32 protein-coding genes and 1 tRNA gene are annotated in these 26960 nt (G+C 63.9%); 14 read left to right on the forward strand and 19 right to left on the reverse strand.

The window, feature by feature from the left end; translation table 11 throughout:
- Positions 1–62: 62 nt before the first annotated feature.
- The 8 genes from I6A82_RS13265 to coxB all read right to left on the reverse strand — a co-directional run bounded on the left by I6A82_RS13265 (position 63) and on the right by coxB (position 6500).
- The gene (locus I6A82_RS13265) at positions 63–641 is read right to left on the reverse strand and encodes an SURF1 family protein (protein ID WP_198095260.1); all 579 of its coding nucleotides are present in this window, start codon (positions 639–641) and stop codon (positions 63–65) included.
- Complete coding sequence (locus tag I6A82_RS13270) at positions 638–1000, reverse strand: DUF983 domain-containing protein (protein ID WP_187336824.1); 363 nt, start codon at positions 998–1000, stop codon at positions 638–640. Before I6A82_RS13270 ends, I6A82_RS13265 begins: the two co-directional genes overlap by 4 nt.
- A gap of 22 nt (positions 1001–1022) precedes the next feature.
- Positions 1023–1844 carry a cytochrome c oxidase subunit 3 gene (locus tag I6A82_RS13275; RefSeq protein ID WP_187336825.1) on the reverse strand — a complete coding sequence of 274 codons (822 nt, stop codon included), beginning with the start codon at positions 1842–1844 and terminating at the stop codon, positions 1023–1025.
- A 72-nt stretch (positions 1845–1916) separates the two neighbouring features.
- Positions 1917–2495: a cytochrome c oxidase assembly protein gene (locus I6A82_RS13280; RefSeq protein WP_187336826.1), complete on the reverse strand. Its 579-nt coding sequence runs from the start codon at positions 2493–2495 to the stop codon at positions 1917–1919.
- On the reverse strand, positions 2492–2647 hold the full coding sequence (locus I6A82_RS13285; RefSeq protein WP_187336827.1) for a hypothetical protein: 156 nt from the start codon (positions 2645–2647) through the stop codon (positions 2492–2494). The genes I6A82_RS13280 and I6A82_RS13285 overlap by 4 nt, the downstream gene beginning before the upstream one ends.
- Entirely contained in the window at positions 2644–3579 is a 936-nt protein-coding gene (locus I6A82_RS13290; RefSeq protein ID WP_232343451.1) for a heme o synthase, read from the reverse strand. The genes I6A82_RS13285 and I6A82_RS13290 overlap by 4 nt, the downstream gene beginning before the upstream one ends.
- Positions 3580–3695: 116 nt before the next feature.
- The gene (gene ctaD / locus I6A82_RS13295) at positions 3696–5378 is read right to left on the reverse strand and encodes a cytochrome c oxidase subunit I (RefSeq protein ID WP_187336828.1); all 1683 of its coding nucleotides are present in this window, start codon (positions 5376–5378) and stop codon (positions 3696–3698) included.
- A 12-nt stretch (positions 5379–5390) separates the two neighbouring features.
- Positions 5391–6500 carry a cytochrome c oxidase subunit II gene (gene coxB / locus I6A82_RS13300; RefSeq protein WP_187336829.1) on the reverse strand — a complete coding sequence of 370 codons (1110 nt, stop codon included), beginning with the start codon at positions 6498–6500 and terminating at the stop codon, positions 5391–5393.
- Positions 6501–6746: 246 nt separating this feature from the next.
- Here coxB and pyrE point away from each other — a divergent pair, with 246 nt between their 5' ends.
- The 6 genes from pyrE to I6A82_RS13330 are packed head-to-tail and all read left to right on the forward strand — an operon-like array spanning position 6747 to position 11680.
- On the forward strand, positions 6747–7328 hold the full coding sequence (gene pyrE, locus I6A82_RS13305; RefSeq protein ID WP_198095261.1) for an orotate phosphoribosyltransferase: 582 nt from the start codon (positions 6747–6749) through the stop codon (positions 7326–7328).
- Positions 7329–7343: 15 nt separating this feature from the next.
- Complete coding sequence (locus I6A82_RS13310; protein WP_198095262.1) at positions 7344–8078, forward strand: pyridoxine 5'-phosphate synthase; 735 nt, start codon at positions 7344–7346, stop codon at positions 8076–8078.
- The gene (gene acpS, locus I6A82_RS13315) at positions 8078–8485 is read left to right on the forward strand and encodes a holo-ACP synthase (protein ID WP_187336832.1); all 408 of its coding nucleotides are present in this window, start codon (positions 8078–8080) and stop codon (positions 8483–8485) included. Before I6A82_RS13310 ends, acpS begins: the two co-directional genes overlap by 1 nt.
- Positions 8486–8532: 47 nt before the next feature.
- Complete coding sequence (gene lepB, locus I6A82_RS13320; protein WP_198095263.1) at positions 8533–9471, forward strand: signal peptidase I; 939 nt, start codon at positions 8533–8535, stop codon at positions 9469–9471.
- Positions 9468–10622: an AI-2E family transporter gene (locus tag I6A82_RS13325; RefSeq protein WP_198095264.1), complete on the forward strand. Its 1155-nt coding sequence runs from the start codon at positions 9468–9470 to the stop codon at positions 10620–10622. Before lepB ends, I6A82_RS13325 begins: the two co-directional genes overlap by 4 nt.
- Positions 10619–11680, forward strand: a complete 1062-nt coding sequence (locus I6A82_RS13330) for a glycosyltransferase (protein ID WP_198095265.1) — start codon at positions 10619–10621, stop codon at positions 11678–11680. Before I6A82_RS13325 ends, I6A82_RS13330 begins: the two co-directional genes overlap by 4 nt.
- A 28-nt stretch (positions 11681–11708) precedes the next feature.
- Here I6A82_RS13330 and I6A82_RS13335 read toward each other — a convergent pair whose 3' ends face one another.
- A complete protein-coding gene (locus I6A82_RS13335) occupies positions 11709–12110 on the reverse strand; it encodes a BLUF domain-containing protein (protein ID WP_198095266.1) in 402 nt (133 codons plus the stop codon).
- 146 nt (positions 12111–12256) lie between these two features.
- Here I6A82_RS13335 and I6A82_RS13340 point away from each other — a divergent pair, with 146 nt between their 5' ends.
- The 4 genes from I6A82_RS13340 (at position 12257) to I6A82_RS13355 (ending at position 14931) form a co-directional block, all read left to right on the forward strand.
- Positions 12257–13231 (forward strand): NAD(P)H-dependent flavin oxidoreductase, encoded by a 975-nt coding sequence (locus I6A82_RS13340; protein WP_198095267.1) that lies wholly within the window; start codon positions 12257–12259, stop codon positions 13229–13231.
- 64 nt (positions 13232–13295) lie between these two features.
- Positions 13296–13727, forward strand: coding sequence for a hypothetical protein (locus tag I6A82_RS13345; protein WP_198095268.1), 432 nt, complete (start codon positions 13296–13298; stop codon positions 13725–13727).
- Positions 13709–14398, forward strand: a complete 690-nt coding sequence (locus I6A82_RS13350; RefSeq protein ID WP_232343452.1) for a glutathione S-transferase family protein — start codon at positions 13709–13711, stop codon at positions 14396–14398. Before I6A82_RS13345 ends, I6A82_RS13350 begins: the two co-directional genes overlap by 19 nt.
- Positions 14399–14418: 20 nt before the next feature.
- Positions 14419–14931: a GNAT family N-acetyltransferase gene (locus I6A82_RS13355; protein WP_198095269.1), complete on the forward strand. Its 513-nt coding sequence runs from the start codon at positions 14419–14421 to the stop codon at positions 14929–14931.
- Positions 14932–14963: 32 nt separating this feature from the next.
- On the opposite strand, the gene I6A82_RS13360 is transcribed toward I6A82_RS13355, so the two are convergent.
- The 10 genes from I6A82_RS13360 to I6A82_RS13405 form a co-directional block, all read right to left on the reverse strand.
- Positions 14964–16862 (reverse strand): potassium transporter Kup, encoded by a 1899-nt coding sequence (locus tag I6A82_RS13360; protein WP_198095637.1) that lies wholly within the window; start codon positions 16860–16862, stop codon positions 14964–14966.
- A 156-nt stretch (positions 16863–17018) separates the two neighbouring features.
- Positions 17019–17711 (reverse strand): tetratricopeptide repeat protein, encoded by a 693-nt coding sequence (locus I6A82_RS13365; protein ID WP_198095270.1) that lies wholly within the window; start codon positions 17709–17711, stop codon positions 17019–17021.
- Positions 17708–18115: a cytochrome c-type biogenesis protein gene (locus I6A82_RS13370; protein WP_198095271.1), complete on the reverse strand. Its 408-nt coding sequence runs from the start codon at positions 18113–18115 to the stop codon at positions 17708–17710. The genes I6A82_RS13365 and I6A82_RS13370 overlap by 4 nt, the downstream gene beginning before the upstream one ends.
- Positions 18112–18642, reverse strand: a complete 531-nt coding sequence (locus tag I6A82_RS13375; protein WP_198095272.1) for a DsbE family thiol:disulfide interchange protein — start codon at positions 18640–18642, stop codon at positions 18112–18114. The genes I6A82_RS13370 and I6A82_RS13375 overlap by 4 nt, the downstream gene beginning before the upstream one ends.
- On the reverse strand, positions 18639–20573 hold the full coding sequence (locus tag I6A82_RS13380) for a heme lyase CcmF/NrfE family subunit (protein ID WP_198095273.1): 1935 nt from the start codon (positions 20571–20573) through the stop codon (positions 18639–18641). The genes I6A82_RS13375 and I6A82_RS13380 overlap by 4 nt, the downstream gene beginning before the upstream one ends.
- 13 nt (positions 20574–20586) lie before the next feature.
- Complete coding sequence (gene ccmE / locus I6A82_RS13385; protein ID WP_198095274.1) at positions 20587–21036, reverse strand: cytochrome c maturation protein CcmE; 450 nt, start codon at positions 21034–21036, stop codon at positions 20587–20589.
- Complete coding sequence (ccmD, locus tag I6A82_RS13390) at positions 21033–21161, reverse strand: heme exporter protein CcmD (protein WP_198095275.1); 129 nt, start codon at positions 21159–21161, stop codon at positions 21033–21035. The genes ccmE and ccmD overlap by 4 nt, the downstream gene beginning before the upstream one ends.
- The gene (ccmC, locus tag I6A82_RS13395) at positions 21158–21874 is read right to left on the reverse strand and encodes a heme ABC transporter permease CcmC (RefSeq protein ID WP_198095276.1); all 717 of its coding nucleotides are present in this window, start codon (positions 21872–21874) and stop codon (positions 21158–21160) included. The genes ccmD and ccmC overlap by 4 nt, the downstream gene beginning before the upstream one ends.
- Before the next feature lie 129 nt (positions 21875–22003).
- Positions 22004–23053, reverse strand: coding sequence for a Glu/Leu/Phe/Val family dehydrogenase (locus I6A82_RS13400; RefSeq protein ID WP_198095277.1), 1050 nt, complete (start codon positions 23051–23053; stop codon positions 22004–22006).
- A 133-nt stretch (positions 23054–23186) separates the two neighbouring features.
- A tRNA-His gene (locus I6A82_RS13405) sits at positions 23187–23263 on the reverse strand.
- A gap of 139 nt (positions 23264–23402) precedes the next feature.
- Here I6A82_RS13405 and I6A82_RS13410 point away from each other — a divergent pair.
- The 4 genes from I6A82_RS13410 to I6A82_RS13425 are packed head-to-tail and all read left to right on the forward strand — an operon-like array spanning position 23403 to position 26918.
- Positions 23403–24584, forward strand: coding sequence for an NRAMP family divalent metal transporter (locus tag I6A82_RS13410; RefSeq protein ID WP_198095278.1), 1182 nt, complete (start codon positions 23403–23405; stop codon positions 24582–24584).
- Entirely contained in the window at positions 24581–25342 is a 762-nt protein-coding gene (gene pxpA, locus I6A82_RS13415; protein ID WP_198095279.1) for a 5-oxoprolinase subunit PxpA, read from the forward strand. Before I6A82_RS13410 ends, pxpA begins: the two co-directional genes overlap by 4 nt.
- Positions 25339–25989 (forward strand): 5-oxoprolinase subunit B family protein, encoded by a 651-nt coding sequence (locus I6A82_RS13420; protein WP_198095280.1) that lies wholly within the window; start codon positions 25339–25341, stop codon positions 25987–25989. Before pxpA ends, I6A82_RS13420 begins: the two co-directional genes overlap by 4 nt.
- The gene (locus I6A82_RS13425; protein WP_198095281.1) at positions 25989–26918 is read left to right on the forward strand and encodes a biotin-dependent carboxyltransferase family protein; all 930 of its coding nucleotides are present in this window, start codon (positions 25989–25991) and stop codon (positions 26916–26918) included. The genes I6A82_RS13420 and I6A82_RS13425 overlap by 1 nt, the downstream gene beginning before the upstream one ends.
- Positions 26919–26960 lie beyond the last annotated feature (42 nt).

A 26960-nucleotide genomic window follows, 5' to 3' on the forward strand; every position in this document is an offset into this window, starting at 1 on the left:
ACCGGAGCGGCAAGTTTGCGCTTCATTCGGGTGCTATCGTCACGGCTGGTCGCTGCCGGAAGCTATGCTTCGTCCCGCTGTTTACGCCGCAGCGCCAATACGTAAATCAGCGCTGCAATCGCTGCGAAGAGGAACCACTGCACGGCATAGCTCAGATGGTTGTTCGGCACATCCTCCAACGAAGGCGGTGCCAGAGGTTTGGTGCCGGGGACCGCGCTATCGGAGACCAGCTTGATCTCCTTCCCGAAGGGAGCGATCACACCATCGACGATGCCGCCGGTCCATTTCGGCTGCTCCGGCCGCTCGGTCCAGCCAACAGCCACCTTCGCGCCCGGCCCTTCCATACCGCCGGTGCGACATTCCGCGATTTGCGCGAATCCCGCCTCCCCATCTACGCTGCGCCCGGCCACCGTCTGCCAGCCGACGACGCCGATGCAATTGACGCTGCTGCGGCGATAGAGTTTCGGCTCAGCGGGCGGCAGGCTCGCCTGCCAGCTGACCGGCGGCTGATTTTCGGCAGCGGCGTAGCTGGCGAGCAGCGCTTCCTTTTCAGCCTTGCGCTGGAGTTGCCAGATGCCGAGGCCGATCATCAGCGCCACCGCAGCGCCGACCAAGATCGTTGGAACCAGCGGGAACTTCATCCCGAGCGCCCCTCACCCGCATCATTCTTATATTCCAGCCACAGCATCGCGGCCTTGCTGCCGCGCAGCGCAAGAATGGTGGCTGCCGTCGCGAGAGGCACCCACAGGATGATGTGCACCCAAAAGGGCGGCGAAAAGCTGAGCTGAACGATGATCGCGGCGATCACGAACAGCGTCTCGATCAACAGGATCAGCGCGGCGGACGCGCCGTCGCCGACATTGAAGCGGCTATAGTCCAGGCCGCAGTTCGAACATTTGGGCGCGAAGCGCAGCAGCCCTGCATAAAGGGTCCGCGCTCCGCAACGGGGGCACAGACCCTTCAGGCTTGCATCGATCAGGCGTGGCGGCTCATCCGCCATCAGGCATTCCGACGCTGCGCGATCACCCGCCGTAGACGGGTGCGCCCCAGCCGCCCCACACGTAGATCACGATGAAAAGGAACAGCCAGACGACGTCAACGAAGTGCCAGTACCAAGCCGCCGCTTCGAAGCCGAAATGCTTTTCCGGGGTGAAGTCACCGCGGATCGCGCGAACCAGGCAGACAATCAGGAAGATGGTGCCGATCAGAACATGCGCGCCGTGAAAACCCGTCGCCATGAAGAAGGCCGAGCCGTAGTTGAGGCCGGCGAAGGAGAACGGCGCCTCGATATATTCGACCAGCTGGAAGGTCGAAAAGGCGATGCCCAGAATGATGGTGAGGCCCAGGCCGCGGATCAGGCCCTGACGATCTCCGTGCAGCAGCGAATGGTGCGCCCAGGTAACGGTGGTGCCTGAGCATAGCAGGATCAGCGTGTTGAGCAGCGGCAGCTTGAGCGGATCGAGCACTTCGACGCCTGCCGGCGGCCACTGGCCACCAACCACTTCTGCGGCCGACGGGAACAGGGAAAAGTCGAACCAGGCCCAGAACCAGCCCACGAAGAACATGACCTCGGAGGCGATGAACAGGATCATGCCGTAGCGCAGGTGCAGCTGAACCACCGGCGTGTGATCACCCGCATGGCTTTCCGCGATCACATCACCCCACCAGGCGAAGAAGGTGTAGATCACGCCGACGACGCCGACCGCCCAGATCGCCACACCATAAGGCATGTCGTGCATCCAGCGGACGAGCCCGAAGAACATGACCATCGCCGCCACGCTGCCGATCAGCGGATTGGGCGAGGTCGGCAGAATATGATAATCGTGGTTCTTGGTACCAGCCATGGTCTGTGTCGCTTCCCTGTGGTCCTTTTTCGCGCGTTCGTTCGATGCGCGCGTGCTGTGTTAATGGCAGCCTTAGCCGCCCTGTTTGTCCGGGTCTACCGGGTAGAAGGTGTAGCTCAGCGTGATCTCTTCCACCGTCTTGGTGTCAGGATCCGTCATGATCTTCGGGTCGATGTGAAAAATCACCGGCATGCGCACCTGCTCGCCGGGCTGCAGCGTCTGCTGGGTGAAGCAAAAACACTGAATCTTCGTGAAATATTTGGCCGCCTGCTCGGGCGTGACATTGTAGGTGGCCGTGCCGGTGACCGCATGGTCCGAATTGTTCTTGGCAATAAAGATCGCCATGTCGCGCGCGCCGATGGTGGCGGTGTCGGTCGGATGCTCGGGCCGGAAATTCCAGGGCAGATCGCCGCGATGATTGGCATCAAAGCGCACCTGCATGGTGTTGCCTTCAATGGCCTTGCTGAAGTCCAGCTCGCTCGCCTCGGCGCGGCTTACCGTGCCGTTGAGGCCGGTCGCCTGGCAAAAGATGCGGTAAAGCGGGACGGATGCAAAACCCAGGCCCACCATGCCCGCGGCAACCGTGGCCATGACGAAGCCGGTGCGCTTGTTACGGCGCGCGGCGGCGGAATCGACGGGCTGTGTGCTCATAGCCACCCTCCGATCTTGACGCAGGTGATCGCGAAAAACAGCACGGCGAGCGCCAGCAGGACAATGGCCAGCATGTTCGCGCGCGACTGCTGTCCGGCACGGATCCGCTCGGACTCTTCGCGGGTGAAGTCGTGATCGTCCGGTTCGGTCATGCAAAGATCATCCGGTCCGCCGCGAGCAGGGCGAACAAAGCGAAAAGATAAAGGATCGAATAGCCGAACAGCTTCTTTTCCGGCTTCATCTCGGACGTGCTTTCCGCCCGGTTGCGCCAGACGGCAAAAGCATAGACGAGGAACACCGCGTTTAGCGCGATCGAACCACCCAGATAAAGCCAGCCCGTCATGCCAAGGAGCCCGGGCGCGATTGCCGCGGCGGCCATGGGGAAGCTGTACCAGAAAATCTGATGGCGCGTCGCCTGACGGCCCTTCACCACCGGCAACATCGGAACACCGGCTTCGGTATAATCGGCGTTCACGAACAGCGCGAGCGACCAAAAATGCGGCGGCGTCCAGAGGAAGATGATCGCGAACATCAGGATCGGCAGCAGCGTGACGTCCCCCGTCACCGCGGCCCAGCCGATCACCGGCGGAAATGCGCCCGCCGCGCCGCCGATCACGATGTTCTGCGGCGTCGCGCGCTTCAGCCACATCGTATAGACGACAGCATAGAACCAGATCGAAAAGGCCAGCAGTCCGGCGGAAAGCCAGTTCACGGCCAGCCCCATCGTCGCGACCGAGAAGCCGGAGAGGATCAAGCCGAATTGCAAAGCGGCATCGCGGTTCATGCGGCCAGCGGGCAGCGGACGGCCCTTGGTGCGCTTCATCCTGGCGTCGATATCCGCCTCGTACCACATATTGAGCGCGCCGCTGGCCCCGGCGGCGACTGCGATACACAAAATCGCGGTGAAACCTAGAATCGGGTGGATATGGCCCGGCGCCGCAAGCAGGCCGCAAAGCGCCGTGAACACGACGAGGCTCATCACCCGGGGCTTGGTGAGCGCCCAGAAATCCCGCCAGTGAGACGGCATTGCGGCGTCGCGCGCCGACACGCCCGTCATGGCAAAAGGTTTCTCGCCTGTGTTCATACCTGTCGTACCGTAACCGCCGATGCCGGGCCTGTCGAACCTCTCACTCTCTGAAGAGTGAGCAGACTTCGACAGACCCGGCCCGAACGGCTTTAACTAGCGTTCGAGATGGCGCCTCACTTGACGTGCGGCAGCGTCTCGAACTGGTGGAACGGCGGCGGGCTGGACAGCGTCCATTCCAGCGTCGTTGCGCCTTCGCCCCAAGGATTGCCCTCAGCGCGGCGGCCGGCAGCCAGCGAATAGATGATGTTCACGAGGAAGATCACTACGCCCACCGCCATGATCATGTAACCGATCGAAGCGATGTTGTTGAAATAGGCAAAGGCCTGCGGATAGTCCGGGATACGGCGCGGCATACCCGACTGGCCAAGGAAGTGCATCGGGAAGAAGATGATGTTCACGCCGATGAAGAACACCCAGAAGTGCAGCTGACCGAGGAACTCGCTGTACATCTTGCCGCTCATTTTCGGGAACCAGTAGTAGAACCCGGCGAAGAGCGAGAACACCGCACCCAGCGAGAGCACATAGTGGAAGTGCGCGACCACATAGTAGGTGTCGTGCAGCGCATCGTCGATGCCGCCATTGGCGAGCACGACGCCCGTCACGCCGCCCACGGTGAACATGAAGATGAAGCCCAGCGCCCAGACCATCGGGGTCTTGAAGCTGATCGAACCGCCCCACATCGTTGCAACCCAGCTAAAGATCTTGATGCCGGTGGGCACCGCGATCACCATCGTCGCGGCCGTGAAGTACATCTTCACGTTCACGCTGAGGCCGGTGGTGAACATGTGGTGCGCCCAGACGACGAAGCCGATCACGCCGATCATCACCATGGCATAGGCCATGCCGAGATAACCGAAGACAGGCTTGCGGCTGAACGTCGCCACGATCTGGCTGATCATGCCGAACCCGGGCAAGATCATGATGTAGACCTCCGGATGGCCGAAGAACCAGAAGAGGTGCTGATACAGGATCGGATCACCGCCGGCAGCGGCATCGAAGAACGCACCGCCGAAGTTACGGTCCACCAGCAGCATCGTGATCGCCGCGGCGAGCACCGGAAGCGCCAGCAGCAGCAGGAAGGCGGTGACCAGAACCGACCATACGAACAGCGGCATCTTGTGCAGGGTCATGCCCGGCGCACGCATGTTAAGGATGGTGGCGATGAAGTTGATCGCACCGAGGATCGAGGCCGCGCCCGCAAGGTGGAGCGAGAAGATGGCCATATCCACGGCCGGTCCGATCGAGCCCGAGGTGGAGAGCGGCGCATAGACCGTCCAACCGGTGCCCGCACCCAAGCCCGTACCGCCCGGCACGAAGCTGGAACCCAGCAGCATCACGAATGCCACCGCAGTCAGCCAGAAGCTGACATTGTTCATGCGCGGGAACGCCATGTCCGGCGCGCCGATCATCAGCGGAATGAACCAGTTGCCGAAGCCGCCGATCATGGCTGGCATCACCATGAAGAACACCATGATCAGGCCGTGCGCCGTGATCAGGACGTTCCACATGTGATAGGCTTCGTCCAGGCTGGCGGCAGCACCGCCCATCATGCCGTTATGCCAGCTTGCCCAGGTCTGGAGATACTGGATGCCGGGCTCGGCGAGCTCGGCGCGCATCAGGCCGGAAATCGCGCCGCCGATCAGTCCCGCGGTAATCGCGAAGATCAGATACAGCGTTCCGATGTCCTTATGGTTGGTGGACATGAACCAGCGCGCGAAGAAGCTAGGCTTGTGGTCCGCGTCATGATGGTCGTGTTCGTGCGAAAAATCGCCCGGAGTGGCAGCGATGGTGGTCATGGCTTGCGGTCCTTACTCGGCTACGTTCGTGGCAGCGCCGGGCTGCCCGGCTTCCTGCTGGAGAGCCGCGGGATTGCTGGTGGAAACGCCTCCTTCCTTGGGCAGCGCATCGGCGGCCTCGGTGGTCGGCTGATCGGTCTCGTCGCCGGGCATGGTACCGCCCTGCGCGCGAACCCAGGCTTCGAATTGCGGCATCGGCAGCGCTTCGACCGTGATCGGCATGAAGCCGTGGCGGGCGCCGCAAAGCTCGGAACACTGGCCGTAATAGACGCCAGGCTTGGTGATGGTCAGTTCCTTCTCGTTCAGACGGCCGGGAACGGCATCGAGCTTAAACCAGAGCGAGGGAACGGCAAAGCTGTGGATCACGTCCGCACCGGTGGTCTGAATACGCAGCGGAACGCCGGCGGGCACGACCATGCGATTGTCAACCGCGAGCAGATAAGGCTCACCGCGCGCCTTGGCCTGGTCCTCGGGCAGCATGTTCGAGATTACCTCGAAACCGCCATTATCGGGATAGCTGTAACCCCAGTACCACTGATAGCCGGTCGCCTTGATCGTCACCGCATCCTTTGGCGCGGGATCATATTGCTTGGCCAGCAGGTCGATCGATGGGATCGCAATACCCACCAGGATCAGTGCGGGAACCAGCGTCCAGATCACCTCCACCAGCGTGTTGTGCGTGGTGCGCGAAGGCTCCTGATTGGCACCGCGGCGGTAGCGCACGATCACCCAGGCCAGAAGGGCAAGCACCACCAAAGAGATGATGATGCAGAGCGGCAGCAGCACATAGGTATTGATGTTCTTGGCATATTTGCCGTTGTCGCTGAACTGTTCCTGGAAGTTCAGCTCCTGCGATTCCGGCATGCCGATGCCGGGCGTCGGCTTCATCGGCGTATAACCGGGCAGCGCGCCGTCGGCCGCGGGATTGTCGCCAGGATTTTCCGCCGCAGGCTGCGTATCGATCGAACCCTCGGTAGCCTGGCCCGGCTGCGGCAACGGCGCTGCCGTTTCTTGCGGCGCAGCCTCAGCCGGCACGCTGTTGGCCGGCGAGACCGTGGCGCCAGCGGCCGCGGGCATCAAGGCCAGCGCGAAAGCGATCAATAGCGTCTTTGGACTTTTCATTCGGAAGATCCCGGTTCCCCGTTTTGATTCGTTGCCGCTTCCGACGCACCCATCCGCAGCCTTCAGGCGCGGACCATGGCACTGATGCGGAAGCGGAAGGCAAGCGGCCTATAGCCACGGTTGCATCCCGTCTCAAGCTTAACTAGGCGTTTTTTCGTCGGCGGGTAACCCCCGACTTTCCGCTGAAATCCGCGACTCGTTCCGTTGCGGAAACGTCATGAATCTTAATGGAGCGACGCTCTTACCATGGACGAAACCGAGGTCCTTGCCGAATTCCGCGCCTGCGATGCGCTGCTGGAAGGACATTTCCTCCTTTCCTCCGGTCGCCACAGTGCGCACTACCTTCAATGCGCGCGCGTGCTGATGAATCCGGAGCGTGCCGCTCGGCTTGCGCTGGCGACAATCCAGAAGATCCCGCGGGACATTCGCTCCGAGATCGACGTGGTGGTGTCACCCGCCATGGGCGGCCTCATCATCGGGCACGAGATCGGCCGCGCGCTGGGCAAGGACGCTATCTTCCTGGAACGACCGGAGGGTACGTTCGAGCTGCGCCGCGGTTTCTCGCTGGCGACTGGCGCGAAGGTGCTGATGGTGGAGGACGTCGTCACCACCGGCAAATCCTCGCGCGAGGCGATTGCCGCGGCCGAAGCTGCCGGCGGACGAGTAATCGCAGAGGCTTCTCTGGTCGATCGTTCTGCTGGAAGCGCAGACCTGGGCGTGCCCTTCTTCCCGTTGGTGGCGATCAACATGCCCACCTACGCGCCCGAAGAAGTGCCCGAAGAGCTTGCCGCCATCCCGGCGGAAAAGCCCGGAAGCCGCAAGAGCTGAGCCGGGACATCCTGCATGGCTAGCCCGGATCGCCTGCGCCTCGGCGTCAATATCGATCATGTCGCGACGGTGCGAAATGCGCGCGGCGGCGATCATCCTGATCCTGTACGCGCGGCCGAGATCGTGGCGCGCGTGGGGGGCGACGGCATTACCGCACATCTGCGTGAGGACCGGCGTCATATCCGCGATGCGGATATCGCGCGCATTCAGGAGGCCACCGCCCTCCCCCTCAATCTGGAGATGGCGGCCACCGATGAGATGCTGGAGATCGCGCTGCGCCACCGGCCGCATGCCGCCTGCATCGTTCCTGAAAAGCGCGAGGAGCGCACAACCGAGGGCGGCCTGGACGCTGCCGCCATGCACAACACGCTGGTGCGCTATGTCGATCGGCTGGGCGCCGCCGGCATCCGCGTAAGCCTGTTCATCGAACCCGAGGCCCGCCAGATCGAGGCGGCGATCCGTTTGGGCGCGCCCGTCGTCGAGTTCCACACCGGCGCCTACGCGCTCGCAGAAGGTGAAGAACGCACGCAGGAACTCACCCGGATCGCGAATGCCGCCGCATTGGCCGCGAAAAACGGTATCGAGCCGCATGCCGGCCATGGCCTGACCTATGACAATGTCACGCCGATTGCTGCGATACCGCAGCTCGCCGAACTGAATATCGGCCATTATTTGATCGGAGAGGCGATCTTTACCGGGCTCGAGCCCGCCGTGCGCCGTATGCGCGAACTGATGGACGAGGCACGCTGATGATCGTCGGCCTAGGTTCGGACCTCTGCAATATCGAGCGAATCCAGAATTCTCTGGACCGTTTCGGCGAACGTTTCGAAACTCGTGTATTCACCGAGACCGAGCGCGCCAAGGCGCGGCGGCGGCCGTTCACGATCGCAGGCACCTACGCCAAGCGCTTCGCCGCCAAGGAGGCGTTCTCCAAGGCGGTGGGCACCGGTTTTCGCCGGGGGGTGTTCATGAAGGACATCGGCGTGATCAACAAACCCTCGGGCGCGCCCACGCTGCATCTCGAAGGCGGCGCTAAAGCGGCGCTGGACAAAATGATACCCGATGGTCACGAAGCGCATGTTCATTTGACGCTCACCGACGATCATCCATGGGCGCAGGCCTTCGTGATCATCGAAGCGTTGCCCAAAGGGGGCTGATGCCGGTAAAGCGCGCGCTCCCCATCTTCTAGAAGGCTCGCAATTTCTTGTCGGACAAGGCCACAGACATCGAAACGACCGACGGCTCCGCGCCGACCGGGTCGAAAGGCGCCAAGAAGGAAAAGGCGCCGATCGACTGGTGGAGCGAGATCAAGGGACTGCTGATCCTGGTGATCGCGGTGCTCGCCTTCCACACGTTTGTGGCAAAACCGTTCTACATCCCGTCTTCTTCGATGATGAACACGCTCTTGGTGGGCGACCGTCTGATCGTTTCCAAATTTCCCTATGGCTATAGCTGGGTTTCGCCCAGCTTCCGCATCCTGCCGCCGATGAAGGGCCGACTGTTCGGCAGCGTACCGGAGCGCGGCGATATTGTGATCCTGAACCCTCCGGGGCCGCGCAAGGAAGACTGGATCAAGCGCGTCATCGGCCTGCCGGGCGACATCCTTGAGGTGCGCGAGGGGCAGATCATCCTGAACGGCAAACCCGTACCGCAGGAATCGGTGGCAAGCGATCCCATCCCGGTGGATGAAAACAATCCCTGCACCGAACAGGAATTTCCCGGCGCGCGTCAGCCAGGCCCGGACGGCAAATTGCTGTGTTATGTCAACACGGTGCGCGAGACTCTGCCGAATGGCGCCACCTACAATATCCTTGATGCACGCCGCCAGAGCACCGACAACGTGCCGCCGGTCGTTATTCCGGAAGGCCATGTCTACCTGATGGGCGACAATCGCGACAACAGCGCGGACAGCCGCGTACCTCTGCCCGAGGGACTGGGCGGACCGGTGCCGATCGAGAATATCGGGGGGCGTGCGGAGTTCATCACCTTCTCGCTCGACGGCAGCGAGACCTGGAACCCGCTCACATGGTTCGGCGCGCTGCGTGAGGGTCGCGCCTGGCGCAGCCTCCATCCCGCGCATGTGCCCGTACCGATAGACAATGGTCCCCAAGGCCAGGGGCAGCTTCCCGGATCGCCGCAGTGAACGAGCCGGAGGAGGCCGACGACCATATCGAATCGGTCGGCCCTACTGAGCTCTACGATCCGGTCCTGCGAACGGAATTCAAGCGCGCGCTCGTCTGGCTCGGCACCGCGCTGGCCATCGGCGTTGCGGCCTATCTCGCCCAGCCGATCCTGCTGATCATCGGCGGCATCGTCGTCGGTTCGATGCTCGACGGAGGCACGCGCCTTCTGGGACGCGTCATGCCTGCCCCGCGCGGCATACGCCTCGCCATCGTCGTGCTGGCCGCCACCGCCTTCATTCTCTGGACGGTGTTCCGCATGGGATCGGAGCTGAGCGCGCAGGCCAGCTCGCTGCAGGAGGTGATGCTCGTGCAGATGGAAGCGGCGGGCGACTATGCTCGCTCTCTGGGCTTCGCGTTCAAGCCGCAGGATCTGATGGGCTTTGCCGATCAGGCGTTCAGCTCGCTGGGCCCCGTCACCGCCGCTGTCACCAGTTTCGTGGGCGCGGTGGCCGGCCTCTCCATGATGCTGGTACTCGCGATCTTCTTTGCCGCCGAGCCGCGTCTTTACGAACATGGCCTCGCATGGATGCTGCCGATGGCCGAGCGCGAGCATTTCTACGGCACGATGGAAAAGATCGGCTGGACGCTGCGCCGACTCATGGCCGGCCGCCTGATCGGCATGGCGGTGGAGGGCATCGGCACCTGGGTGCTGCTGTGGGCGGGCGGAGTGCCGATGGCGGCGCTGCTCGGCATCCTGACCGGTCTGCTGGCGTTTCTGCCCAATATCGGGGCCATCATATCGGGAGCGCTCATCATTCTCGTGGGATTTTCCACCAGCACCGAAACAGGCCTCTATGCGCTTGTCGTCTATCTGATCGTGCAAGGGATCGACGGCTATGTAATCGTGCCGATGGTGGCCAAACGGGCGGTCGACCTTGCTCCTGCGCTGGTGCTCGGCGCGCAGATTCTTTTCGGTACGCTGTTTGGCCTATTGGGGCTCGCGCTGGCCGATCCGATCGTCGCGATGCTAAAGGTTTTCCTCGAGCGCCGTTCCAGCCGTGCCAAGCAGCGCGCGGCCGAGCGCAGAGCAGCGATCCGCAAGCGAAAACAACGCGAAGCGGTCAAGGCGGAGCTTGCCGCCGATAGCACAGGCTCCCTGCCCGCCACTTGAGCACGGCACCCCGCCGGTTTACCGCCCCTTACCATATGCGGATCCTTACCGGCCATTATGGCCGCCATCGGGGCGGCTCGGAGCGCGCGCTCGAACGTCTGGTCGCGGCATGGCGCGATCTCGGCCACGACGTGCGATGTCCAGTGGAGCAGAGCGCCAGTGCGCTAAAACTGGCGGCGCAGCTGCGTCATGACGCACAGAGCTTTGTCCCCGATATTCTGTTCGCAGGCGGCCAAACCTATGCGCTCCCCTTTGCACTGGCGCGGCGGCGCGGGGCGATCGGCAAGCTGCCCTTTGCCATGAAGTTATCCAACGCGCCGCTGCACCCCGGTCATCCCCTTGCGACGCGCGCGAGCCAGCTTTGGCTGAAAGCCCAAGGCGCCTGGACCGATTGCTTCGTCGCGCCAGATGGTGCGAGCGCGGCGCTGCTGGCAGATATCGGGATCGTCCCCGGCAAGATTGCTATCGTCGCCAATCCTGCGGCGGATGCGGTGCATCTGGAGAGGCTGCACAATGCCGGTGGCGGCTTCGCCGACACACCGAATGCCCCTCTATGTCTACTGACTGTGGGCCGCCTCGCCCCGCAAAAGAATGTCAGCCTGCTGATCGAAGCTTTTTGCCGCATTGCACGGCCCGATGATCGGCTGACGATCGTCGGCGATGGTCCTTTGCGCGAGCAACTCGAGGCGCAGGCCGCGCGGCATCAGGGCGATATTCGCTTCATCGGCCATCATCCCGACCCGGCCCCTGCTTTTGCGCAAGCCAACGCTTTCGCCCTTGCCTCGAATTATGAAGGATTGCCGGCGGTACTGGTCGAAGCGCTTGCCGCTGGCTTGCCGATCGCAACGACCAACAGCGCGCTAGGTATTGCGGACCTGATTGCCGGTTTCGGGACGCTCACGCCGGTGCAGGACGCAGCCGCCCTTGCCCGCGCCCTCGAATCGCTTCGCCATGCCAAGCCGGATCACGCAGCCATGCTGGAGCGGGCCATGCAATTCACCGCGCAGCGAGCCGCGCCGCTTTATATCGACCTATTCAAAAGATTGACGCTGTATTGAACTAGGTGAGACTGACCTGCCGAGCTGCTCAGGCCGCGTGCGTTCTTACGGTTGCGAAACCACGCAGTTCTGCAGCGACATGCGGATCGCAACCGGTCGTCAGACGCTCCACGCACTGCTCGAGATTTTCGCCGGGCGACATATAATGGCCCGCCATGGACCATTGGCCGAACTGGCGGCGGTCGGTTTCCTTCTCGCTCAACACCACCAGCGCGTAATGGCGTTCGTCCGCGCGGATGCGCGCGAGGGTGCGGCGCACTTGTGCCTCTTCGCCCTCCAGATACTGGAAGAAACGCTTTCCGTCGTAGATAAGCAGACCGGTCAGGCCGGCGCGATGATTGTTCTCCTGCGATTTGCGCAGGATCACATCAATCTCCGCATTGGATTGAACCCGGCGGCTGCTGCTGATGTAGATGACGCGATAGACCATAGGTCTTGTTCCTTCGAGATGCCGGCATCTGCGATATTTCAAGATGGTTTACACCCCCTTACCGATGCGCCACTTCTCTTCTTTGACACATGACCCGGCTTGCGCTTTAAGTCAGTTTCAATCCGCAATCGGTTTTAGGAGAGCCCATGTCCCTTCCCTCCCCGCTGTTCGACCATCTGCGCCTGCCGGTCATCGGATCGCCGCTGTTCATCGTTTCATGCCCGGAAATGGTCATCGCGCAGTGCAAGGCGGGGATCGTGGGGAGCTTTCCGGCGCTGAATGCCCGTCCGCAGGCGCAGCTGGACGAATGGCTGCACCAGATCACCGAAGAACTCGCCGCGCACAACCGAGACAATCCCGATCGACCGGCCGCGCCCTATGCGGTCAACCAGATCGTGCACAAAACCAACAACCGGCTGGAAGAAGACCTCGTCACCTGCGCCAAGTGGAAGGTGCCGCTGACGATCAGCTCGCTCGGCGCGCGCGAGGAAGTGAACGCGGCGATCCACGATTGGGGCGGTATCGTGATGCACGACGTGATCAACGACAAGTTCGCGCACAAGGCGATCGAAAAGGGCGCGGACGGACTTATTCCCGTGGCAGCGGGCGCAGGCGGCCATGCCGGCACGCTCTCCCCCTTCGCCCTTATGCAGGAAATTCGCGAATGGTTCGATGGGCCGGTGGCGCTCTCCGGATCGATCGCGCACGGTCGCTCGGTGCTCGCCGCGCAGGCAATGGGCGCGGACTTCGCCTATATCGGCAGCGCCTTCATCGCGACGGACGAGGCCAATGCGGCCGAGGGGTACAAGGACAATATCGTGGAGGCCAACGCCTCCGACATTGTCTATTCCAACCTCTTCACGGGCGTACACGGCAATTATCTGCGCCAGTCGATCGAGGCATCGGGCCTCGATCCCGACAATCTGCCCGAGAGCGATCCTAGCAAAATGAACTTCGGTTCGGGCGGCAACAGCAAGGCCAAGGCGTGGAAGGACATCTGGGGATCGGGCCAAGGCATCGGCGCGGTGCGCTCACGTGGCAGCGTGGCCGAGCTGGTGGATCGCATCGAGAGCGAATATCGCGCGGCCAAGGGTGCGCTCGACACCGCCTATCGCGCATGAAACTTTGCTGCCTCCGGCACATTGTGACGATGGGGCAACGGTGATGCGGCGAGAGGAAAATCACGTGATCAGGAAGAGCATGCTGGCGGCCGCGCTGCTGGCAATGACCTTGAGCAGTTGCGGCGATTCGCCGGCGATGAAAGCCGAGGACGCCAAGGACAACAGTGACATGACCGCGCTCGGCCCGGTGCCGACGCAGGCCGCGAAGGAGGAGCTGAACTTCCAGCAGAAGCGGCTGGAAGGCTGCACCGCACGCCAGAAATATTATCAGGATCTGGGCGTCTGGATCTCGGGGGGCGTCAATCCCATTGTCGACCGGGAGAGCTGGGATGCGCTGAGCCAGGATGCGCGTGACGAGATCTTCGAAATCGCCGCCTGCCTTGCCGCCAGCGGCAAGACCGGCCCACAGCAAATCACCATCGGTGCGCAGGGGTTCGATGCCCCGGTCGTGACGCGGATGGTGCCCAACCAACGCGAATGGCAGGTTCCTCAATGATCGATTTCTACACCGCCGCCACGCCCAACGGGTACAAGATCGCCATCTATCTGGAGGAAGCGGGCATCGAATATCACCCGCATTTCCTGTCGCTGTCCGACAATGATCAGAAGACGCCGGAATTTCTGGCCATTAATCCCAATGGCCGCATTCCGGCCATCGTCGATCGGGACGCGGGCGATTTCGCAGTGTTCGAGTCCGGCGCCATTCTGCTCTATCTCGCCGAAAAGACAGGCAAATTCTGGCCGTCCGATCCCAAGGAACGCTCGGTCCAAACGCAATGGCTGATGTGGCAGATGGGCGGGCTTGGCCCCATGATGGGCCAGCTCAACGTCTTCAGACGCTACTTCCCGGAAAAGCTACCCGCCGCGATCGAGCGTTATGAGCGGGAGAGCTACCGGCTCTTCGGCGTCCTCGAAAAACATCTCGGCGAAGACGGCTATATCGGTGCCGATTACGGCATCGCCGATATGGCCTGCTTTCCTTGGGTCGCGGCCTATAAGTGGCCCGAATTGTCTTTGGAAGACTATCCCAAGCTGAAAGCCTGGCATGATCGCATCCGCGCCCGCCCCGCCGTTGAGCGGGCGATGCAGGTGCCGCCGCGTGCCGATGTTTCGAGCAAGGAAGGCACGGACAAATTCGTGAAGGGCGCGCGCTCGATGCTCGCCTGAGCGGGGCGCGTCCTTTCGCCATGATCCTGCGCGACGCCCGCCCCGAAGACGCCCCCGCTTTGGCCGATTTGGGCCGCGACAGCTTCCGCGCTGCGTTCGAGCATCTCTACGACCCCGCCGACCTTCAGACCTTTCTGGAGACGGTTTATGATGTCGACGCGGTGGCGAGCGAAATTGCCGATCCACGGCTGCTTCATCGACTTGCGGAAGATGGCGGCGGCCTGGCGGGCTTCTGTAAGATCGCGCTCGACAGTGGATTTCGCGAACATAGCGACGCCGCGCAGCCGATTGCGCTGAGCCAGCTTTATACTGCACCGAATCGCACCGGACAGGGCATCGGAGCATCGCTTACCGCCTGGGCGCTGGCTGAAGCGCGGCTGCGCAGCGCGGACGCGGTACAGCTCTCTGTCTGGGCGGAAAATGTGCGCGCGCAGGCCTTCTACGCGCGCTTCGGTTTCAAGAAGATCGCCGATATCGACTTCTGGGTCGGCAATCACCGTGACGACGAGTTCCTGCTGGAACTGCGGCTGTAACGCTTCCCCCCGAACGCGCGGGGAAGCCTTCTTTAAATCCGAACCTGGCTGCCCAATTCCACCACGCGGTTAGTGGGCAGACGGAAGAACTCCATCGCCGTGGCCGCATTGCGGAGCATCCAGGCGAACAGCTTTTCGCGCCATACCGCCATTGCCGGCTTTTCGGACGGCAGCAGCGTCTGGCGTGACAGGAAGAAGCTCGTCTGCATCATGTCGAACTCGCCGCCGCAATGGTCGATGTTGAGCAGCGCCAGCGGCACATTGGTTTCCTGCATGAAGCCATAATGCAGGATCATGCGATAGAAGCCGTCGCCCAGATCGGTCATATTGTACCGCTCGCTTTCATCGACGAACGGCACGTCCTGGATTTCCACGGTCAGGATGACCACGCGCTCATGCAGCACCTTGTTGTGCTTGATGTTGTGGAGCAGCGCCGATGGCACGCCGCGGGTGCTCGACGCCATGAAGATGGCGGTGCCGGGCACGCGCGTCGCGCTGCTTTTCGCGGACTTGGTGAAGATCTCGATCGGCAGCGCAACCTCCATCATCCGCTCCCGCATCAGCTTGCGGCCCTTGGACCATGTGGTGAGCAGCGTGAAGGCGAAGGCACCGACCAGCAGCGGGAACCAGCCGCCATCGGGGATCTTGGTGGTGTTGGCGGCGAAATAGGCGCCGTCGACGATGAAGAAGATGCCGACCAAGGGTACCACCCACCACAGCTTCCAGCGCCATACGCTGACGAGCAGCACCGCGAGCAAGCAGGTGTCGATCAGCATCGCCCCCGTCACCGCAATGCCGTAGGCCGAGGCGAGGTTGGAGCTGTTGCGGAAGGTAACGACCAGCAGCAGCACCGCGATCATCAGCACCCAGTTGATGATCGGGATGTAGATCTGGCCCTGTTCGGAGACGCTGGTGTGCTGCGTCGAAAGGCGCGGCACGAAGCCGAGCTGGATTGCCTGATGGGTGACGGAGAACGCGCCGGAGATCACCGCCTGGCTGGCAATGAAGGTGGCCATGGTGGCAAGGATTACCATCGGCAGGCGCAGCATATCGGGCGCCAGCAGGAAGAACGGGTTTTCCATCGCCTGCTGCGCCGCCGCGCCGTCCAGCGCGTCGATCATCGCGCCCTGGCCGAAATAGTTGATGAGCAGCGCGGGCATCACGAAGCCGAACCAGCTGAGGCGCAGCGGCCCTTTGCCGAAATGGCCCATATCCGCATAGAGCGCCTCTGACCCGGTCACCGCGAGGACGACCGACCCCAGCGCCAGGAACGCGATCCACTTGTCCACCAGGAAGAACTGCAACGCGTAATAGGGGTTGATCGCATAGAGGATCACCGGATTCTGGACGATCTGGATGATCCCCAGCACCGCCAACGTCACGAAATAGACGATCATTACCGGCGCGAAGAGCGCACCCACTTTGCTGGTGCCGCTCTTTTGGATCATGAACAACATGATCAACAGTACCACCGCGATGGGCACTACCAGCGGCTCCATGCCAGCCTGCACGACGGTGATCCCCTCGACCGCCGATAGCACCGATATGGCCGGCGTGATCATCGAGTCGCCATAAAACAGGGCAGTCGCGAAAACACCCAGGATCACGATCAGTGATCCGCGCTTGGCCGAATTCACCTGCCGCATCAGCAGCGCGAGCAGGGCGAGCGTACCGCCCTGCCCCTTGTTGTCGGCGCGCATCAGGATGATGACATATTTGATCGCCACCACCAGCACCATCGACCACAGGATCAGGCTGACGACGCCGAAGATATGGATGCGGTCAATCGCGAGCGGGTGCGGCCCGACAAAGGTTTCGCGAAAGGCGTAGATCGGACTGGTGCCGATATCGCCGAAAACGATGCCCACCGCACTGAACGCGAGCTTCGCCTTGGCACTGGGGGCGTCTCGGCGCGTGTGGGCGCTCACCATCTGCGAATCGTCAGGCACGAAGTGTCCAGCCAGTCATGTAAGAAATTGCCCCGAGGACCATGGATCGGCTCGCTTTATCGCTTGCCATTGCGTTGCGCCGCCAAGGGCGGAGAAGCGCGGCAATTAGCACGCCGCGATGGTCTGTGCAATTGCGCGCTAACGGGGGCTGTCCGCGGCTGTCCCGCTCTGTGACGGCGCTTGCTGTACGGCCTGTTGGGCCGCCATGGCGCCCGATAGCATCTGTGCCAGCGCCTCGGCCTGCGGCCGCACCTTTTCGCGCCATTCGCCCGCGCGGTAGTCGCCGCTGAGCAGGCTGGACCAGAGGATCAGCGCATCCTCCGGATTCCCATCGCGCAGGGCGGCAAGCCCGGTGAAATAGACAGGGCCGGGATGGCGCGGATCAAGTGCACGGGCGCGCTCGAAAGCGAGCTTGGCTGCTGGTGGCAACTTACCGTCCGATGCCATCATGAGATCGAGGCCCACGGCCGTCCACAGGTCCGCATTTCGCGGATCGGTCTTGAGGCCGCCACGCAGGATTTGCACCGCCCCCTCATAATCCCCGCGCCGGGCATAGCCGTCCGACGGCAGAATATAGCGTTTGGCCGGCGTGAAGTTGCGATCCATCAGGCTGCGCATGTCGATGAGCGAGGCCGTCACCTCTTCGCGCGCTTCTTCGGGCTGTCCGGGCGCGCCGGGAAGACTAGGCCGTCCCTGCCATTGATAACCGGCAAAAGCGAGCAGGATGGCCGCGGCGACCAGCTGGAACACCGGGCGCGTCATGCCGCCGACGAGCCAGAGGCCCGCAAACACCATGAGCGCCAGCGCAATCATGATGGCCCAGCCGATCATCGCTTGAACCGTCCCCAGGCAAGCCAGATGCCGAAGCCGATAATCAGGATCGGCGCGAACCAGAGCGGCCAGGTAAGCGGGCTGACCGGCGGATCGTAAGTGATGTAATCGCCATAGCGCTGGATGAGATAGCCGCGCACATCGTCGGCGGACTGCCCCGCGGCGATGCGGCTGCGCACCTCACTGCGCATGGCACCGGCAATCGGTGCGTCGCTATCCGCGATCGACTGGCTCTGGCACTGCACGCAGCGGATTTCATACATCAGATCGCGCGCGGCAGTTTCCTGCGCGGGATCGGACAATTGTTCATTGGCGAACGGCGCGTCGACGCCGCCGTCATTCTGTGCGGCCAGCGGCGCGGCGACGCAGAAGGCGAGCGCCAACAGGGCGAAAAGCCGCATCATGCCGCGTCCTTCCAAGCCCGGAGGAGTTCGGGCACATCCTCCGCTCGGATATCGCCGATATGCTGCAGGAGGATCGTGCCGTCGGGCGCGACGAGATAGGTTTCCGGCACACCGCTGGCGCCGAAGACCACCTGCAAGCGCCCGTCGCGATCTGCGCCGATCCGCGTGAAGGGATCGCCATATTGATCGAGGAACTTACGGACGTTCGCCGGATCGTCGCGCAGGGCAATCCCGGTGATCGGCACGCCCGCCGCCGCCAGCGCCGCCAGTTGCGGAGCTTCAGCGCGGCAGGGAATGCACCAGCTGCCGAAGAAGTTCACGAACTGCGGCTTGCCATCATCCAGATCGCTGCTGGCAAGGCCCGGCTTGCCCTCTACGGCGGGCGGCAGGCTGAATTCGGGAACCGGCTGTCCGATCAGGCGGGATCGCACGAAGTCATCGCGATCCCGGTTCATACCCCACAGAACCAGCATGACGATCAACCCGAACAGGACGAGCGGGAACCACAGGACCCAGCGGCGGCTCATGCGAAACCCTCCTGCTGCGTCTTCGGGAAGCGGGCGCGGAAACCGCGCCAGACACGGCCAAGCAACGCCAAGCCGCCGCCCAGCGCGATCATTACACCGCCCAGCCAGATGAGCGAGACGAACGGCTTCCACCAGAGGCGGAGCTGCCAGCGTCCTTGTTCATCCTGCGCGCCCAGAGTGGCGTACAGCTGCCCGTTCCAACGGCTCAAAAGCGCCGCCTCATTGGTCTGCATGACGGGCGAGGAATAGCTGCGCGACTGCGGGTGCAGGATCCAGCGCGCGTCGCCGTTCTTGGCGAGCACGCGCGCCTCGATCGCGGTCCAATTCGGCCCTGCCACCGGATCGAGACCGAGCAGCTGCACCTTCCAGCCGCCAACTTGCAGCTCCTCGCCGTAACGCACGGCAGCAAGACGTTCCTGCGTGAACCCGCTTTCAGACGCCATGCCCACAACCGAGACGGCAACGCCCAGATGCGCCAGCACCATGCCCCAGATGGGCAGCGGCGTGCGCAGCAGCTTGCGGCCCCATAGCGGCACGATGCTCGCCACCGCGAGTCCGGCGGCAAAGACCAGCCCGAGCAGCGGCAGGATCCCCGTTCCGGGCGCCAGCACCAGCAGCAGGATCAGCGCGACGACGCTCGCCCCTGCGGGCAGCACCAGCTTTCTCGGCAAGCTGCCCGATCCGTCGCGCCGCCAGCGCAGCAACGGCCCGGCGGCCAAGAACAGCATCAAGACCAGCGCGACCGGCACCGTCGTCTTGTCGAAATAAGGCGGGCCGACCGAGAGCTGCTCGCCGAACAGACCCTCTGCAATCAGCGGATAGAGCGTGCCGATCAACACGATTGCCAAGATCGCGGACAGCAAGATGTTGTTGGCGACCAACCCGCCCTCGCGGCTGAACAAATGGAACGGCGCGCCCTGTCTTACACTGCCGATGCGCGTGCCGAAGAGGACGAGCGCCCCGCCGATATAAAGCGCAAGGAGGACTAGGATGAAGGTGCCGCGCTCCGGGTCCACGGCGAAAGCGTGGACGCTCGTCAGGATCCCCGAGCGGACCAGAAACGTGCCGATCATCGACATGGCAAAGGCGGTGAGAGCGAGCATGATCGTCCAGGCGCGCAGCGCATCGCGCGCGGCGAGGACGGAAACCGAATGCAAGAGCGCCGTCGCCGCGAGCCAGGGCATCAGCGATGCGTTCTCGACCGGGTCCCAGAACCACCAGCCGCCCCAGCCAAGCTCGTAATAGGCCCAGTAACTGCCCGCGGTGATGCCGAGGGTGAGGAATATCCAGCTGATCAGCACCCAGGGCCGCATCGCGCGGGCAAAAGCCGGGCCCGCCTTGCCGGTCAGCATCGCGCCCACAGCAAAGGAAAAGGCCACCGACAGGCCGACATAGCCGATGTAGAGCGTAGGCGGGTGGAAGGCGAGGCCAGGGTCCTGCAGCAGCGGATTGAGCCCCTGCCCCGTCGGCGCAGGCGGGCTGAGCCGCGCAAACGGGTTCGAGGAGAACAGCAGGAAGGCGTAGAATCCGAGCGCGATGACACCCTGCGCACCCAGCGTGGCGGCAAAGCTGCGCGCATCGAGCTTGCGCTCCAGAAGCGCGATCAATCCACCGGTGAGCGACAGCACCGTGACCCATAGCAGCATCGAGCCTTCATGATTGCCCCACGCGCCGGCGATTTTATAGAGCATCGGCTTGTCGATATGGCTGTTAAGCGCGACCAGTCCGACCGACAGATCCGTGCGCGCGAAAAGCCAGAGCAGCATCGCGAAAGCGGTCAGGCTCAGTAGCCCCTGCGCCACGGCGAAGCCGCGCAGCGATGCGGTTAGCTGGGCCAGCCGATCCCCAAGACCGCCAAAACCCGCGAAGGTCTGCAGCAGCGCCATCGCCGCGGCGAGCCACAGGGCGGCAAGGCCGGCCTCGGCGATCATGAGGTAGAGACCATCATTTGACCAGCGTCTGACTCTCGCTGATTACTGCCGCCTTGTCGATATTGCCAAGCTCACGCGGGACGTAATTCTCGTCATGTTTGGCAAGCAAGTTGTCCGCCACGAATGTGCCCGTACCATCCATGCGGCCGGTAGCAACCACGCCCGATCCTTCGGTGAACAGATCCGGCACGATGCCGCGATAGGTGACCGGCACCGTCGCTTCTCCGTCGCCCACGCGGAAATCGGTGGTGACGCCGTCTGCGGCATGTTTGATCGTGCCTGGCATGACGAGCCCGCCCAGGCGGATCGCCTGGCCCGGCGGCACGTCGGCCTTCACCAGCGCGGCGGGTTGATAGAAATAGGCGGCCTGATCCTTGAGACCGAGCATGGCAAGCAGCCCCGCGCCGATCAGCGCGACCACGGCGAGGACGACAAGCGTGAGACGCTGATGCTTCGCCTTCATTTGCGCTTCAAAGCCTCCGCGCTGCGCTCCGCCTTGCGCATCGCGCCATAGCTGGCGACCACCAGCCCGGCCATTCCGACCAGCACTGCGCCATAAGCGAGGATGACATAGGTCCACTGGGTCATGCCGCCGCGAGCCTCTGCAACCGCGCCTCGACGCGGATATCGGCTAGCGCGGCACGCATGCGCATCAGCACGATCGCGCCGAAAAGGAGCGAAAAGCCCAGCACGCTGGCGAGCAGCGGCCACAGGAAGGAGCTGTCGATCGTGGAGCCGGACAGGGTGATGCTGGGCGGCTGATGCAGGGTCTGCCACCACACCACCGATCGGTTGATAACGGGGATGTTGACCGCGCCGATGATGCCGAAAATAGCGGCGATGCGGCTGGTCTGCCCGCGCTCGCTGGTCGCGCTGACGAGCGCGATATAGCCGATATAAAGGAAAAACAGCACGAGCATCGAGGTCAGCCGCCCGTCCCACACCCACCAGGTGCCCCAGGTCGGCCGGCCCCAGATCGAACCGGAGAGCAGGCACAGCCCCGCAAACACCGCGCCCGGCAAGGCCGCCGCGCGCGCGGCGATGCCGGCCAGCGGATGCCGCCAGACCAGCTGGACCACGCTGGCAATGGCAATGGCCACCCAGCCGCCCATGCCAAGCCATGCGGTCGGCACATGGATGTAGAGGATACGCACCGTCTCGCCCATCAGTCTGTCCGCAGGTGCGACGGCCAGCCCCCAGATGCAGGCACCGACGGTCAATGCCAGCCCGCTCCAGAACAGGGCCGCGGTCATCGGACGGGCGATTTTCAGAAATCTGGCGGGGTTGGCGAAACGATGCATGAGCTTGCGCCGAAACTAGGCGGTTTTGCGCGCCAAGGAAAGGCGGATGGGGCGGAATCAACGACCAATCGAACGAAGCTGCCGTCATGGTCCCGCGCCGCCGCCGGAGCAGAGGCGCGGGGCATGGGTTCAGCGTCCGATCAATTCCCGTGCCATGCGGTCCGCGACATTGGCGGAGGGAACGCCCTCGGACTCGCTGCGCTGCCAGATCGCTTCCAGACGCTCGGGGATCTTGTCGATCCGCGCATTGACCTCGTCTACCGAGGCTTCGCCCAGATATTCCAGGCCGATATTGATGACGCCGCCGGCGTTGATCACATAATCCGGCGCATAGAGGATGCCGCGATCCATTAGGCGCTGCGCATCGTCGGGACGGGCGATCTGGTTGTTCGCGCCGCCAGCCACGATCGGCACGTTGAGGTTCGCAATCGAAACCTCGTCCAGGATCGCGCCAAGCGCATTGGGGCTGAACACATCCGCCTCCACGCGCATAATGTCTGACAGACCAACCTGCTCGGCGCCGGTTTCAGAAGCGAGCGCGGCGGCGCGGTCCTTGTCCATATCCGCGATGGTCAGCTTCGCGCCGTCCTTGGCGAGCAGACGGGCAAGCCCGCCGCCCACGCTGCCGACGCCCTGGATGGCGACATGCACGCCGTCCATCGATTCGCGGCCCAGCTTGTGGCGCACCGCTGCGCACACGCCCAGATAGACGCCGCGCGCGGTGAACGGGCCGGGATCGCCGCCCGCCTCGCTTGCATCTTCCTGCGGCAGGCCGGAGACATATTTGGTCTGCTTGGCGATCTCGACCATGTCGCTGTCGTTGATGCCGACGTCTTCCGCCGTGACGTAGCGACCGCCAAGCGAATCGATGGCGCGGCCATAGGCGGCCAGCATATCTTTGGTCTTCTCGCGCGCTTCGCCCGCCAGAATCACACCCTTGCCGCCGCCGAGCGGCAGACCCGCCATGGCGTTCTTGTAGCTCATACCGCGCGAAAGACGCAGCACATCGGTCAGCGCGTCGGCCTTGTCGGCATAATGCCAAAAGCGCGTACCGCCGGTGCCGGGCCCGAGATGGGTGGAGTGCACCGCGACGATCGCCGACAGGCCGGAGCCGATGTCGTTGGCATAATGCACGGTCTCGTGCGCGTCGTAATCCTTATGTGACCAGAGCGATTGCATCGGCGGGTTCCCTGTCGTGATCGAAATTAACGGTCTCGAACGCGCAATAATCATACCGACGCGGTTTGTCACCGCTTTGTCGCCATCCGTTGCGCACGGACGTCGTCATCGAAATCTACGAACAGGAGAAAAATGGGGCGATCGAGGGGTCTCGAACCCCCGACCTCCGGTACCACAAACCGGCGCTCTAACCATCTGAGCTACGATCGCCACGGGCAGTCCATGCTGCCGAGAAGGGCGCTCTGTAAGGCCGTGCGGGCCGGAGCGCAAGACCGTTGCCGAGCATGGGTGCATCAGGCTACCCCGAAGCGGGTTCGAACGAGGGGGCAGACAATGCAGAGGGGAACCGATGGCGCGCTATAAACCGGGGCCCGGCATGCTGGTGGCCGCCGCGTTCATCGGCCCCGGTACCGTCACCGCCTGTTCCGTGGCGGGTGTCGATTTCGGCATGACGCTGCTTTGGGCGTTGGTGTTTGCGGGCATCGCGACGATCACGCTGCAATATGCCGCCGCGCGGGTCGCCGTGCTGCGCGGACAGGGCTTGGCACGCGCCATGGTGGACAGCGCCGGTTCCGCGCCCACCAAGCTGGCGCTCGGCCTCCTCATCGTCGTCGCCTTGGGCCTCGGCAATGCCGCCTATGAAAGCGGTAATATCGGGGGTGCGGCGCTGGGCCTCGGCGCTATCGGCTGGAACGCGCCCGCCCCCTGGCCGGCGCTGTGCATCGGCGCGGTGGCCGCAGGCCTGCTCGCTTTCGGACAGGTGAAATGGCTGATGCGCCTGCTGGTGGCGCTCGTCATGCTGATGAGCCTCGCCTTCCTCACCGCCTGCATCGCAGTGCGGCCCGATCCGGGCGCGCTTCTGGCGGGCCTCGTGCCGCGCATTCCCGAAGGCGGCCTGTTCACCGCGATCGCGCTGATCGGCACCACCATCGTGCCCTACAATCTGTTCCTGCACGCCGCGGCCTCGCGCGAGCGCTGGAGCGCGGACGAAAACCCTGCCGAAATGCGGCTGGAGACGATCGTTTCGATCGGCCTCGGCGCGCTCGTCTCGATCGCGATCCTGATAACGGCGGCGGCGAGCGGCGTGGGCGGCGGCATCGGCAACGCCGCCGACATCGCGCGGCAGGTGGAGCCGGTCTACGGCCCCCTCGCCCGCTACGCCATCGGCGCAGGGCTGTTCGGCGCGGGACTTACCTCATCGGTCACCGCACCGATGGCGACGGGCTATATTCTGTCCGAACTGTGGCCCGGCGGCGATCCGAAGCGCCTCGTCTTCCGCATTACGGCGACGCTGATCGTCCTGATCGGTACCCTCGTGGCGGCAACCGGGGCGGATCTGGTGGCCATCATCCTGGTCGCGCAGGTGGCCAACGGGCTGCTGCTGCCGATCGTCGCGGGCATCCTCGTCTGGTTGATCCACCGTTCGCGCAGCACGGGCGCGCCTCTTCTATGGGGAGCGGGGCTGGTGTGGCTGATCTGCCTGCTTCTCGGAACCCGTCTCGTCCTCCGCGCGCTAGGGTTATGGCCATGACAGCACAGATCGATCTCAATGCAGACCTTGGTGAGATGCCCGAATCGGCCGCGCGCGACATTGCGATCCTGGACATCGTAACCAGCTGCAACGTCGCATGCGGCGGCCACGCCGGCGATGCGAAGAGCATGGCGGCGATGCTGGCAGCGGCGAAGGAGCGCGGCGTCGCAGCGGGCGCGCATCCGAGCTATCCGGACCGGGAGCATTTCGGGCGCCGATCGCTCGACATTTCTGCCGAGTCGTTGACGGACAGTCTGCGCGCGCAGATCGCCGCCTTTGCTGCCGCGGCAGATCAAGCGGAGGTGCCGATCCACCACATCAAACCGCATGGCGCGCTCTATAACGACATGGCAGACGATGCGGCGCTCGCGAAGCTGATGGCCGATATCTGCGCCGCCGCTTCGCCCGGCACGCCGCTGGTAGGCCTTGCCGATTCGCACGTTGAGGCGGCGGCGCGCTCTGCGGGCCTTCCGTTCATTGCCGAGGCTTTTGTGGACCGGCGCTACACCGATGCCGCGCGTCTCGTCCCCCGCGGCCGGGACGGCGCCGTAATCGCCGATCCCGCTGCCCGCGCCGCGCAAGCCCGCGCTTTCGCCACGGGCGATGCCATCGAGGCAGAGGGCGGTACGTCGCTGCGCATCCGGGCCGACACGCTTTGCCTTCACAGCGACAGTGATGCCGCGCTGGAAAGCGCCGCCGCGATCCGCGCGGCGCTGGAGGAGGCAGGCCTCACGATCGAACCGGCGGCCGGTCGATGAGCAGCTTCTTCACCGCCGACGACTGGGTTAGCGCGCCAATGCCGGATCGCAGCCGCCGTCACGCCGCCACCGAACATTTGCTGCGCGCCGATGACTGGGAGGAGGTCGTGCCCGGGCTGGACAGCCTGAGCGTCCGGTTCGATCCGGAACGCACCGATCCCGCTACGGCGCGCGCCCTATTCTCCCGGCAGCTCGATCGGTCCGATGCGCGTGCCGCCGCTGCGGCGCGCGAGCAGGTGATTGCAGTATGTTACGATGCGCAGTTCGCACCCGATGCGGGCATAGTGGCGGACCGGCTTGGCATCCCGGTGGACGATCTGCCCTTTTGGCACGCCGCGCAGGCGTGGACGGTGGACATTATCGGCTTCCAGCCCGGCTTCGCCTATTGCCGCGCGGAAGGCGATATTCCGGATATCGACCGCCTAAGCGAGCCGCGCCAGTCTGTTCCCGCCGGCTCGATCGGGCTGCTTGGCGGACTGTGCGGACTTTACCCGTTCGAGGGGCCGGGCGGTTGGCCGCTGATCGGACGGACGCCGATGGCGCTGTTCGATGCGTCGCGGGATCAACCCGCCCTGCTCTCCGCTGGCACTAGCGTGCGGTTTGAAGCGATCGATCGCGCGCAATTTGACGAAATGGCAAGCCGCTGATGGCGCGGATGCACATTCTTGATGGCGGCCTGCAGACCAGCCTGCAGGGTCGGCCAATGGCGGGGCGGCGGCACATCGCCCTCCCCGGCGCAGGCCCGGCCGACCCCATCAGCCATGCGCTTGCCAATTGGTGCGTGGGCAATGCGCCAGATGTGGCAGCGCTGGAAATCACGCTTTCGGGCGCCAGCTTCCGATTCGATTCGCCTGCGACCATCGCGGTCTGCGGCGCGGCCGACAGCGCGGATATCGATGGGCGCGGCGTAGACACGCAGCGCAGCCACCGACTCGACGCGGGATCGGTGCTGCATGTTCACAGCGCGCGACACGGCGTTCGCAGCTATCTGGCCATCACAGGCGGCTTCGACGCGCCCGAACTGCTCGGCGGCACCTCCTCCTATCTGCCCGCGGCTATCGGCAAGCCGGTGTTGCGCGCGGGAATGGAGCTAGGCTTTACCCGCGACGATGCGGGCGAGGAGCGGCATGTGCCGGACAGCTACCGACTGACAATGACGGACGAGATCGGGCTCCACGCCGTGCCCGGGCCCGAATACGATCGGCTGGATGCCGAGGGGCGGCGCGCGCTGTTCGAACATGCCATCACGATCGGCAACCGTGCCAATCGCATCGGTTGCGAGCTGGAGTGCACGGCCTTGCGCCCCGCCCCTTCGGGTATCGCCAGCGCGGCGGTATTTCCGGGCACCGTACAGGCGCCGCCTTCGGGCAAGCCCTTTTTGCTGGGCGTCGATGCGCAGACGACGGGCGGCTATCCGCGCATTGCGCAGGTGATCCGTGCGGACCGGCACAGCATCGGCCAGCTACGGCCCGGAACCCGCGTGCGGTTCCTGCGCACGGACCCGGAGCGCGCCTCCGAAATCTTGCGGCGCAAGCTGTTGCTGTGGCGCGCGCTGATGCCGGGGCTGCGCCTATAAAGAAACCGCCACCGCGGGCAGCCCAAGCTTCCGCGATGGCGG

This window comes from Novosphingopyxis sp. YJ-S2-01, from assembly GCF_016093175.1.
Taxonomy (GTDB): domain Bacteria; phylum Pseudomonadota; class Alphaproteobacteria; order Sphingomonadales; family Sphingomonadaceae; genus Novosphingopyxis; species Novosphingopyxis iocasae.